Raw genomic sequence first — 11,049 nt, forward strand, 5'->3', positions numbered from 1 at the left:
AAGCAGTCGTAAACAGGAATGATTTGGTATGCCTGACACAATCGAGTCCACCATTTTGCGACTGCTACGTCTGAACGCAGCCTGAGCCGAACGCAGCCTTCGGGTGTGTGTTCAAGCCCGGGTTCTTTGTCATTTATAGTCAAAATTTCGACAGTGGGCCTGCCGGCAGGGCTATTCCGGGCCGCCAAGCGGTGATGGCTATTTGATTGCGCCCTGATAGACTTCCAGACATCCCTGTCCGAGTTACTCGAAGTTTCAGGTMAGTAGTAGTGAAGAGGAGCTTTGTCCCCTTATGCACCATAACGGAGGAAAGGGACTTTCACTGGCACGGAGGCTTTACACATCGCGAATCCTGGGAATGGTCCTGGGCCTGCTCTGCGTGGGCGCGGCGATCATTCCACTCAAACCGCCGCATTGGCTGTTGGCGCTGATGCTGTTCAACGGTCTCGTCTGGCCGCACCTGGCCTATCAATGGGCGCGCCGCTCGCCCACGCCTTATCACGCCGAACACCGGAATATTCTGATCGACGCGTTCATGGGCGGATTCTGGGTCGCGGCCATGCAGTTCAACCCCTTACCCAGCACTGCCACGTTGTCGATGATGGCGATGAACAACGTCGCCATTGGAGGCCTGCGTTTTCTACTCGTTGGCACGGTGGCTCAGCTGTTGGGCGTGGGTGTCGGGTTGCTGGTTTTCTTTCCGGTGTTAATCCCGCAAACCAGCCCTGGTCAGTTGTATGCCTGTTTACCGTTGCTGACGTTTTACCCCTTGGTGTTGGGCTGGATCTGCTTTCGTCAGGCCCACACACTGGGCAAACGCAAACGCGAACTGCTGGCCCTGAGCCGCACCGACAGCCTCACCGGGCTGTTGAACCACGGCGCCTGGAAAGATGCGCTGGAGGTCGAGTTCCAGCGTTGTCAGCGCCAGCAGCGGGGCGGTGCAATTGCCTTGATCGACATCGACCACTTCAAGATCATCAACGACACCTACGGGCATGTGGCCGGCGATATCGTGTTGCGTCAATTGAGCAAAGTTCTCAAGCAAAACCTGCGCGCCAGTGATGTGGCCGGGCGCTATGGCGGTGACGAGTTCTGCGTGATCCTGCCCGACGTGCCACTGGCCCACGCGGCCCAGGCGATGGACGCCTTGCGCGATCGGTTTTCGGGGCTGGGTTACGAGCAGAATCCGGCGTTGAAAGTCAGCCTGAGCATTGGCCTGGCCGCGTTCGACCCGATGCACACTGAAGCCATGCAATGGCTCAACGATGCCGATGAGGCGCTGTATGCCGCCAAGACCACCGGGCGTAACCGGGTGATCTGTCATGCCGATGGGCTGGTGCAGCGAGTGGCGATGGGGTTGGTTTGAATACGCATAGACAAGCGCAGACCGTCGTAGCAACTGCCGAGCCCGCGAGGCTGCGTTCGAGGACGAAGTCCTCGCAAATCCTGCGTACGCGGTTTACCTGAAAAAACGCGTTGTCGGATTTTACGACCGCTGCGTCCGGATGCGGCCCAGACCTAACGCAGCCTCGCAGGCTCGGCAGCTGCTACGGAGGATCGGTGGGGCGCACAGTCCTCAAAATCCCCCCACAACTTTCCAAGACCTTTCCGACACCGTACCCTGTTGCCGCGTTTCAGCGTCGGGCCCTATAGTTCGAGCTCGCTGAAAGAATCCGCGAACGACCTTGGCCGGTCGGACGATGACCACGCTTCAGCGTCAAAAACACCGTAGCAGACGCTTTTTTTGTGTTTGCAACATCGTGTTATGGCAGCTGTGTGCGGGACACCTTTGGGTGTGCCGGTGTGGTCGTTACCGGTCGGCCAACCCTCGCACAGCTGCCACCTCTCTCGTTTGGCCGCGAATGGTGGAAGCTCAACAAAGAGTAAAAACCATGAACGACCAAGTCATGCCTCGCTATCTCCCCGTCGACACCTACGACTCCGCAAACCCCGTGCTCTTCATCAACACCCACAAAGAGCTCAGCGACCTGGCCGCCTGCGCCGCACATCGTTTCACGGTGGTTCGCGACCTGATGGACACCTTGACCAGCCTTTCCCTCAAGGGCATTTCCGATTGCGACCTGACCCGCGTCACCCGCGGCGTGCATTTGCTCACCCGTGAGGGTTGTGCGGTGCTGGAGGTGATTCAGCTGCGGGTGGGGCAGTTGGAGGAAGGGTACAAAGCCAAGCCCTAGCGGCTACCGGCAATCAGTTAAAGCGCGAAACCTGTGGGAGCGAGCCTGCTCGCGATGAGGCCATCACATACAACATCTATGTTGGCTGATACACCGTCATCGCGAGCAGGCTCGCTCCCACACGAGTCTTGCTTCGTTTTACAGAACGTATTGCCATTCACTGAATGGCATTAGCCCTAGTGGCCTGGTTCTGTAGGAGGTCTTCAAGTAATCGGTGTGCTGACGAACGCCGGTAGCTGTTCGGCGTAGGCGGTGAACGCGCGGATTCTCGGGAACTGCGCGTCACTGACCTGATCCGGCACCACCAGATTGGTGAAGCTCCAGGCCACGGCGAGGGTGATGCCCGCCTGGTCGAGGGAACCGTCGGTCTTCAGCGGCTGCTTGTCCAGTTCCTGTTCCAGGGCCGAATACGCCGCCAGCAACTGTCCGCTGATGCGTTCCAGCCATGGTTCATGCTGTTTCTCGGCCGGGCGCAAAGTGCGCTCGTAGTAGATCTGCACCGACTTCTCGCAAGCCGCCAGGGCCAGGCCGATCAGCCGCAATGCACGCGAGCGCTGGTCCAGTTGCGTGGGCATCAGACTTTTGTCCGGTCCGCTCAAGGCTTCGAGGTAGTCGATGATCAAGGTCGAATCCATCAGCACTTCGCCGTTGTCCAGCACCAGCGTCGGGGCCTTGACCACCGGGTTGATCTGCTGGAACTGCGCAAACTGGCGGAACACCGACACCGAGGCGTGCTCGAACGGGATGTCCAGCGATTTCAGGCTAATGGCGACGCGTCTTACATAAGGTGAATCGAGCATTCCGATCAGCTTCATGTACAGCTCCTTTGATAATGCGTAGGCAGTGCGTCGCCAATTTAGCGGCAAACCGGTGACCTACGCCAGTGCACTCGGGCTCAGCCGCTATGCTTGAGAGTCTAGGTGCCCGGATGTTTCTGGAGGTCTGTCATGCCCGCCGAAAAAACTGCGCTCGTCCTTGCCGGTGGCGGCAGCCTCGGTGCGGTTCAGGTCGGCATGTTGCAGGCGCTGGTCGAAGCGGGCGTGTCGTTCGATATGGTGATCGGTGCCTCGGTCGGCGCCATCAACGGCGCGTACTTCGCAGCAAAGCCGAACGCACAAGGGGTGGCCGAGCTGGCGGACTTCTGGCGTGGTTTGCGCAAGGCCGATGTGTTTCCGTTTTCGCTGTTCGATAGCCTGTCGGCGATTTTTCGGCGCCGGGGCTTTCTGTTGCAGTCTGCGGCGCTGGAACATCTGGTGCGGCGGGCGTTGCCCTTCAAGCAGATCGAAGACACCGAACTGCCGCTGCACATCGTCACCACCAATTTGCTCACCGGCGCCGAAGAACTGCTGTCCAGCGGCAGTGTCGAGCAGGCGTTGCTGGCCAGCGCGGCGATTCCATTGGTGTTTCCGTGTGTGCAGATCGGCGGCAAGCTGTTGATCGACGGCGGCGTGGCCAGCAATACGCCGATTGCCAGTGCGGTGTACCTGGGCGCGACGCGGGTTGTGGTGGTGCCGACCGGTTTTGGTTGTGACTGCCCCAGTCCGCCCTCAGGGCTGGTGGCGTTGGCGCTGCACACGTTGAACCTGATGAGCATGCGCCAGCTGGTGCGCGACATTGAACTGTATTCACCGCGAGCGGCGATCCATGTGGTCGCGCCGCTCTGTCCGCTGGGGATCTCGGTGTTCGATTTCACCCAGACCGATCAACTGCTGCAGCGCGCTTATCAGTCGACCCAGGCCTGGATTGACGGCGGCGGGTTGCTTCGCGCCGGGGTGCCGGGCTCGTTGCAGGCCCACACCCATACCCATCATGGTGGTGAGGGTCAGTCCTCGAACCCGACCTGCTCGTGAATCTCATCCATCTTCAGCTCCAGGCGATAGGCCACGGCGATGAACAATGCCTGGCACAGGCACAAAGTTGCACTCAAGGAGCGGAATGCAAACGAGGAACCTTCATTGACCAGCAGCACCGTGTTAGCCCGTTTGGCCAGCGGCGAGAGGTTGCTGTCGGTGATGATCAGGGTTTTCGCCTGATGGTGCTGGGCGATGCGCAGGCAGTGCTGGGTTTCCTTGCCGTAGGGCGTGAAGCTGATGGCGATCACCAGGTCATTGGCCCGCACGCTGCGCATTTGCTCGCGGTAGCTGCCGCCCAGTCCCGAGACCAGGTGAATGCGCTTGTTGGTGTGTTGCAGGTTGTACACCAGGTAATCGGCCACCGCGAACGAGCGGCGCACCCCGACCACGTAGATGTTGTCGGCATTCACCACCAAGTCCACGGCTTTCTCGAAGGACTGGTCATCCAGCTCCAGACCCAGGCGTTCGATGCCTGACAGCGTGGCGTTGATGCACTCGCGCGCCAGGTCGCCGCCGCTGGCCTTCTGCGACTTGTTGGCGATCATGCTGCGAATGCGCTGCTGGTAGTTCTGCACCGGCGTGGTTTTGTGGGTGTACGCCTCGCGAAACAACGCCTGCATTTCGCTGAAACCGCTGAAACCAAAGCGCTGGGAGAAACGCACGATGGCCGAAGGGTGCACTTCGCATTCGCGGGCGATGTCGCTGATGCGGTCGACCATGATCCGGTCGCTCTGCTGGCTCATGTAGCTGGCGATGCGTTTGAGCTGCCGCGGCAGGCTTTCGTATTCGTTGGTGATCAGCTGCAGCAAGCGTTCGGCATTGATCGGGGGGCTGGCGAGGTCGCTTTGCGGCGTGGTCTCGGCGGTAGCCGGCTGATCGGTGCGGGACATAAATGATCCTTCTGGCTTGTTCTTATTGGGCCGCTCGGTGAAGCGTTGCCCATGACAATAGGTTGGCTGTGCGCAGTCTACAGGGTAGGCGTGAATAAAATCTTGAGCCGTGGGTCAGCCGGACACGTGCTGAAACGATGCACGGTGCCTAGGGCGGTTCCGTAAAAGTTTATTGGAAAAAATATTCCACGTAAAAATATATTGGAATAAATATTGATTTGTGCGCGCCACACGTTTTAGTCTGCATCCACCAAAAGCGTTCGGCGCCACCATCGCCCCGAACGCAGGCTGATAAAAATAACAGGAGCCAGCATGGGCCAGACTCGTTTTGCCAGTGGGCGTCAATTGGATCTGATTTGCCTCGGGCGCCTTGGCGTCGACCTCTATGCACAGCAAGTCGGTGCACGGCTGGAGGATGTCTCGAGCTTCGCCAAATACCTCGGAGGTTCGTCCGCTAACATCGCCTTCGGCACGGCCCGGTTGGGGCTGAAGTCAGCCATGCTCAGCCGGGTGGGGGACGACCACATGGGGCGTTTCCTGGTCGAGTCCCTGGCCCGTGAAGGCTGCGACGTCAGCGGCATCAAGGTCGATCCGGAGCGCCTCACCGCCATGGTTTTGCTGGGCCTCAAGGACCGCGAAACCTTTCCGTTGGTGTTCTACCGCGAAAACTGTGCCKACATGGCCCTGCGCGCCGAAGACATCAGCGAAACCTTTATCGCCTCCAGCAAAGCCTTGCTGATCACCGGCACGCATTTCTCTACCGACGGCGTCTACAAGGCGAGCATCCAGGCGCTGGAGTACGCCGAAAAGCACAACGTCAAACGCATTCTCGACATTGATTACCGGCCGGTTCTTTGGGGCTTGGCGGGCAAGGCGGATGGCGAAACCCGTTTCGTCGCCGACCAGCAGGTCAGCCAGCACGTACAGAAAATCCTCCCGCGTTTCGACCTGATCGTCGGCACCGAAGAGGAGTTCCTGATTGCCGGTGGCAGCGAGGACTTGTTGAGTGCACTGCGCAACGTCCGTCGTCTGACAGCGGCGACCCTGGTGGTCAAGCTCGGGCCGCAAGGCTGCACGGTGATTCACGGGGTGATTCCGGTTCGTCTCGAAGACGGCGCGATCTATCCCGGTGTGCGGGTCGAAGTGCTCAATGTGCTGGGCGCTGGCGATGCGTTCATGTCGGGTTTCCTCAGTGGTTGGCTGGAGGATGCCAGCGATGAGCGCTGCTGCCAGTTGGCCAATGCCTGCGGCGGCCTGGTGGTTTCTCGCCACGCCTGCGCCCCGGCGATGCCGACCCGCGCCGAACTGGATTACCTGTTCAACAGCCCGGTGCCGATCACCCGGCCGGATCAGGATGCCGTGTTGCAACGTCTGCATCAGGTCAGCGTGCCGCGCAAAACCTGGAAGCAGCTGTTCATTTTTGCCTTCGACCATCGCGGGCAACTGGTGGAGCTGGCGCAAAAGGGCGGTCGCGAGCTGAGCAGCATCGGCGAACTCAAGCAGTTGTTCATCAAAGCCGTCGAGCGGGTCGAAGCGGACCTGCGTCGGCAGGGCATCGAGGCGGATGTCGGTCTGCTGGCTGACCAGCGTTTCGGTCAGGACTCGCTGAATGCCGCCACCGGTCGCGGCTGGTGGGTGGCGCGTCCGGTGGAGGTGCAGGGTTCACGGCCACTGGCCTTCGAACATGGTCGTTCGATTGGCAGCAACCTGATCGCCTGGCCGCAGGAACAAATCATCAAGTGCCTGGTGCAATTTCACCCCGACGACGAACCGTTGCTGCGTCTGGAACAGGAAGCGCAGATCAAGGGGTTGTATCAGGCGGCGCAGGTCAGCGGCCATGAGTTGCTGCTGGAAATCATCCCGCCCAAGGATCACCCGTCAGCGCATCCGGACGTGCTCTATCGCGCGATCAAACGCCTGTACAACCTGGGCATTTTCCCGGCCTGGTGGAAGATCGAGGCGCAAAGCCGCGAGGAGTGGAAACAGCTCGACGAGCTGATCCAGGAGCGCGATCCCTATTGCCGAGGCGTGGTGCTGCTGGGGCTGAATGCACCGGCTGCAGCGCTGGCCGAAGGCTTTGCGCAAGCGAGCCAGAGCAAGACCTGCAGAGGGTTTGCAGTCGGCCGGACGATTTTCCAGGAGCCGAGCCGAGCGTGGCTGGCCGGTGAGATCGATGACGAAGCGCTGATCCAGAGAGTACAGGGCACGTTTGYCGAACTGATCAACGCCTGGCGCACCGCCCGCGCCTGAAACTGATTTTTGATTGAAATGCGATACCTGTGGGAGCGAGCCTGCTCGCGATGCTTTTGGCGCCCTTGAAGGCCCCATCGCGAGCAGGCTCGCTCCCACAGGGTTCATCGCCACATTCAATGGTTATGTAAAAACAATAAAAGGTGCAGCCATGCCCGCTATCCGAATTGGCATCAACCCGATCTCCTGGAGCAACGACGATCTGCCGGCCCTCGGTGGGGAAACGCCGCTGAGCACTGCCCTGAGCGAAGGCAAGGACATTGGCTACGAAGGTTTTGAACTCAACGGCAAGTTTCCCAAGGACGCCAARGGSGTCGGYGATGTGCTGCGGCCTTACGACCTGGCGCTGGTSTCGGGCTGGTACTCCAGCCGCCTGGCGCGGCGTTCGGTGGCTGAAGAAATCGAGGCCATTGGCAGCCATGTCGAGTTGCTGGCGAAAAATGGCGCCAAGGTGCTGGTCTACGGCGAAGTCGCCGACTCGATCCAGGGCCAGCGGATTCCTCTGGTCGAGCGCCCGCGATTTCACACCGAGCAGGCCTGGCAGGAATACGCCGACAAGCTCACCGAGCTGGCACGTTTCACCCTGTCCCGGGGCGTGCGTCTGGCGTATCACCATCACATGGGCGCGTATGTCGAATCGCCGGCAGACATCGATAAGCTGATGTCCCTGACCGGCAGCGAAGTCGGCCTGCTGTTCGATTCGGGCCATTGCTACATGGGTGGCGGCGAACCGCTCGAGGTGCTGCGCAAGCACATCGGGCGCATCTGCCACGTGCATTTCAAGGACGTGCGCAAACCGGTGGTGCAACTGGCGCGCAACCATCTCTGGAGCTTCCCGGACTGCATCATCAACGGCACGTTCACCGTGCCGGGCGACGGTGATATCGACTTTGCCGCGCTGCTCGACGTATTGCTGGCCGCCGATTATCACGGCTGGCTGGTGGTCGAGGCCGAACAGGATCCGGCCGTCGCGCCGAGCTATGTCTATGCCAAGAAAGGTTACGAGACCTTGCGCGCCTTGCTCGATCAGAGGACCGGACAATGAGCCTGCTGGTCAAGAGCAGCGCCAAGGGCCGAACCCTGGTCGAGTTACCCGCCGGAGCGCTGGAATACGTCGGTTTCAGCGCCTACCGCCTGAGCCTCGGCGAAACCTTGCCGGTCAGTGCGGGCGATAAAGAACTGTGCCTGGTGCTGCTCAGCGGTCGGGTTGATGTCAGCGGTGAAGCGCCAGGGCAGGGCGCGTTCAACTGGAGCAACATCGGCGACCGCCAATCGGTGTTCGAAGACAAATCACCGTTCGCCGCTTACCTGCCGCCCGGCAGTCAGGCGCAGATAGTCGCACTCAGCGATGTACAGATTGCCGTGTGCGCTGCTCCCGGTTCGGCGTCGGCAGGCATAGGCCCACGGCTGATAACCCCCGACAGCATGAAGCGCAGCGTGCGCGGCAAGGGCGCCAATACCCGTTACGTCTGCGACATCCTGCCCGACACCGAGCCTGCGCACTCACTGCTGGTGGTGGAAGTGCGTACACCGTCCGGGCATTCGTCGAGCTACCCGCCGCACAAGCACGACACCGACAACCTGCCACACCAGAGCTTTCTCGAAGAGACCTATTACCACCAGGTCAACCCGCCGCAAGGCTTCGTTTTTCAGCGGGTTTACACCGATGACCGTTCTATCGATCAGGCCATGGCCGTGGAAAACAGCGATCTGGTGGTGGTGCCCAAGGGCTATCACCCGGTCAGCGTGCCTTACGGCTACGAGTCGTATTACCTGAATGTCATGGCCGGCCCGAAGCGGGTCTGGCAGTTCCATAACGATCCGCAGCACAGCTGGCTGCTGGACCTCTGAATTCTGAAGACTGACGGAGAACAATAACAATGAGTGATGCCCCGGTTATCGGCCACTACCTCAACGGCCAGGTGCAGGACACTGGCAGTGAGCGCTTCAGCAATGTCTTCAATCCGGCCACTGGCGCGATTCAGGCGCGAGTCGGGCTGGCCAGCCAGCAAACCGTCGATGAAGCCGTGGCTTCGGCGCTGCGGGCGTTTCCGGCCTGGTCCGAGCAATCGTCGCTGCGCCGCTCGCGGGTGATGTTCAAGTTCAAGGAACTGCTCGACCGTCATCACAATGAGCTGGCAGAAATCATCAGCCGCGAACACGGCAAGGTGCTCTCCGATGCGCGTGGTGAAGTGACGCGAGGCATCGAGATCGTCGAATACGCCTGCGGTGCGCCGAACCTGCTGAAAACCGAATTCAGCGACAACATCGGTGGTGGCATCGACAACTGGAACCTGCGTCAGCCGTTGGGCGTTTGCGCCGGGGTCACGCCGTTCAACTTCCCGGTGATGGTGCCGCTGTGGATGATTCCACTGGCGCTGGTCACCGGCAACTGCTTCATCCTCAAGCCTTCGGAGCGTGATCCGTCGGCCAGTTTGCTGATGGCACGCCTGCTCAGCGAAGCCGGGTTACCGGACGGCGTGTTCAACGTGGTACAGGGCGACAAGAGCGCCGTCGATGCGTTGCTGCAGCACCCGGACATCGAAGCCATTTCGTTTGTCGGTTCGACGCCGATTGCCGAGTACATCCACCAGCAAGCCACGGCCCGTGGCAAGCGTGTGCAAGCGTTGGGCGGGGCGAAGAACCACATGATCGTGATGCCCGACGCCGATCTGGATCAGGCCGCCGATGCGTTGATTGGTGCTGCATTCGGTTCGGCCGGCGAACGCTGCATGGCGATCTCGATTGCGGTGGCTGTGGGCGATGTTGGCGACAAGTTGATTGCCAAACTGCTGCCGCGGATCGATCAGTTGAAGATCGGCAACGGTATGCAGGGCGACAGCGACATGGGGCCGCTGGTTACCGCCGAGCACAAGGCCAAGGTCGAAGGCTTCATCGATCAAGGCGTGGCCCAGGGCGCCCAGCTGATTGTCGATGGCCGCGGCTTCAAGGTGCCGGGTGCGGAGAATGGCTTCTTTGTCGGTGCAACGCTGTTCGACAAGGTCACGACCGAGATGAGCATCTACCAGCAGGAAATTTTCGGTCCGGTACTGGGCATCGTTCGGGTGCCAGATTTCGCCAGCGCCGTGGCGCTGATCAACGCTCATGAGTTTGGCAACGGCGTGTCGTGCTTCACCAGCGACGGCGGGATTGCCCGGGCGTTTGCCCGCACCATCAAGGTCGGGATGGTCGGGATCAACGTACCGATTCCGGTACCCATGGCCTGGCACTCGTTTGGTGGCTGGAAGCGCTCGTTGTTCGGCGATCACCATGCCTATGGCGAAGAAGGCATTCGTTTCTACAGCCGCTACAAAAGCGTCATGCAGCGCTGGCCGGACAGCATCGCCAAAGGCCCTGAGTTCAGCATGCCCACTGCCAAATAAACACCTTGAGTGCGGAGAACAAGAATAATGAGCCAGCCCCTGCGTTTCGCCCTGAACCGTATGGTTGCCCCACGTTTGTCGCTGCCGGAATTCATTGAGCTGGCGGTAGCCCTGAAAGCCGAGGCCATCGAGATCCGCAACGACCTCAAGGGCATCGAAATCGAAGACGGTACGCCGCCCGAGCGTGTGCGCCAGTTGTGCCGGGCCAACGGGATCAGCGTGCTGTCGATCAATGCGCTGTACCCGTTCGATGTGTGGAACGACGAGCGCCGCGCACACGCCTTGAAACTCGCCGCCTATGCCCGTGATTGCGGCGCGCAAGGCTTGGTGATGTGCCCGCTGAATGATCGCGCCGACCCGCGTAACGAAGCTGAACGCAGCGCCGGCCTGCGCACCGCATTGAGTGAACTGGCGCCGATCCTGCGCGAACATGGGATTCTCGGTTTCATCGAACCGCTGGGTTTCGAGGAGTGTTCAC

10 protein-coding genes are annotated in these 11,049 nt (G+C 60.4%); 8 read left to right on the plus strand and 2 right to left on the minus strand.

The features are described 5' to 3' along the window. Window positions 1–292: 292 nt before the first annotated feature. Together AC1DH9_RS11460 and AC1DH9_RS11465 are read left to right on the plus strand one after the other, a co-directional pair. Complete coding sequence (locus AC1DH9_RS11460; RefSeq protein ID WP_427536497.1) at window positions 293–1,366, plus strand: diguanylate cyclase; 1,074 nt, start codon at window positions 293–295, stop codon at window positions 1,364–1,366. A 526-nt stretch (window positions 1,367–1,892) separates the two neighbouring features. Then, window positions 1,893–2,195: a hypothetical protein gene (locus AC1DH9_RS11465; protein WP_123425406.1), complete on the plus strand. Its 303-nt coding sequence runs from the start codon at window positions 1,893–1,895 to the stop codon at window positions 2,193–2,195. Between the two features lie 203 nt (window positions 2,196–2,398). Here AC1DH9_RS11465 and AC1DH9_RS11470 read toward each other — a convergent pair whose 3' ends face one another. Beyond that, window positions 2,399–3,010, minus strand: a complete 612-nt coding sequence (locus AC1DH9_RS11470; protein WP_427536499.1) for a glutathione S-transferase — start codon at window positions 3,008–3,010, stop codon at window positions 2,399–2,401. Between the two features lie 132 nt (window positions 3,011–3,142). On the opposite strand from AC1DH9_RS11470, the gene AC1DH9_RS11475 reads away from it, so the two are divergent. Then, window positions 3,143–4,045, plus strand: coding sequence for a patatin-like phospholipase family protein (locus AC1DH9_RS11475; RefSeq protein WP_427536501.1), 903 nt, complete (start codon window positions 3,143–3,145; stop codon window positions 4,043–4,045). On the opposite strand, the gene AC1DH9_RS11480 is transcribed toward AC1DH9_RS11475, so the two are convergent. Continuing rightward, window positions 4,018–4,938, minus strand: a complete 921-nt coding sequence (locus AC1DH9_RS11480) for a MurR/RpiR family transcriptional regulator (RefSeq protein ID WP_054596731.1) — start codon at window positions 4,936–4,938, stop codon at window positions 4,018–4,020. The genes AC1DH9_RS11475 and AC1DH9_RS11480 overlap by 28 nt on opposite strands. A 312-nt stretch (window positions 4,939–5,250) precedes the next feature. Between AC1DH9_RS11480 and AC1DH9_RS11485 the strand changes: the two genes are divergently transcribed. The 5 genes from AC1DH9_RS11485 to AC1DH9_RS11505 all read left to right on the plus strand — a co-directional run. Further along, entirely contained in the window at window positions 5,251–7,188 is a 1,938-nt protein-coding gene (locus AC1DH9_RS11485) for a bifunctional 5-dehydro-2-deoxygluconokinase/5-dehydro-2-deoxyphosphogluconate aldolase (RefSeq protein ID WP_477808189.1), read from the plus strand. A 151-nt stretch (window positions 7,189–7,339) separates the two neighbouring features. Next, on the plus strand, window positions 7,340–8,233 hold the full coding sequence (gene iolE / locus AC1DH9_RS11490) for a myo-inosose-2 dehydratase (RefSeq protein WP_427536506.1): 894 nt from the start codon (window positions 7,340–7,342) through the stop codon (window positions 8,231–8,233). Further along, window positions 8,230–9,039, plus strand: a complete 810-nt coding sequence (gene iolB / locus AC1DH9_RS11495; RefSeq protein WP_427536508.1) for a 5-deoxy-glucuronate isomerase — start codon at window positions 8,230–8,232, stop codon at window positions 9,037–9,039. Before iolE ends, iolB begins: the two co-directional genes overlap by 4 nt. A gap of 29 nt (window positions 9,040–9,068) precedes the next feature. Then, window positions 9,069–10,571 carry a CoA-acylating methylmalonate-semialdehyde dehydrogenase gene (locus tag AC1DH9_RS11500; protein WP_427536510.1) on the plus strand — a complete coding sequence of 501 codons (1,503 nt, stop codon included), beginning with the start codon at window positions 9,069–9,071 and terminating at the stop codon, window positions 10,569–10,571. Window positions 10,572–10,598: 27 nt separating this feature from the next. Next, on the plus strand, window positions 10,599–11,049 hold a 451-nt coding region (locus tag AC1DH9_RS11505; RefSeq protein WP_477808190.1), incomplete at its 3' end, for a TIM barrel protein.

Source organism: Pseudomonas sp. 05T35 (genome assembly GCF_056396605.1).

Excerpts from the sequence above, each read along its gene's own strand:
- AC1DH9_RS11460 (WP_427536497.1), top strand. The coding sequence starts at position 293 with ATGCACCATAACGGAGGAAAGGGACTTTCACTGGCACGGAGGCTTTAC.
- AC1DH9_RS11465 (WP_123425406.1), top strand. The coding sequence starts at position 1,893 with ATGAACGACCAAGTCATGCCTCGCTATCTCCCCGTCGACACCTACGAC.
- AC1DH9_RS11470 (WP_427536499.1), bottom strand. The coding sequence starts at position 3,010 with ATGAAGCTGATCGGAATGCTCGATTCACCTTATGTAAGACGCGTCGCC.
- AC1DH9_RS11475 (WP_427536501.1), top strand. The coding sequence starts at position 3,143 with ATGCCCGCCGAAAAAACTGCGCTCGTCCTTGCCGGTGGCGGCAGCCTC.
- AC1DH9_RS11480 (WP_054596731.1), bottom strand. The coding sequence starts at position 4,938 with ATGTCCCGCACCGATCAGCCGGCTACCGCCGAGACCACGCCGCAAAGC.
- iolB (WP_427536508.1), top strand. The coding sequence starts at position 8,230 with ATGAGCCTGCTGGTCAAGAGCAGCGCCAAGGGCCGAACCCTGGTCGAG.
- AC1DH9_RS11500 (WP_427536510.1), top strand. The coding sequence starts at position 9,069 with ATGAGTGATGCCCCGGTTATCGGCCACTACCTCAACGGCCAGGTGCAG.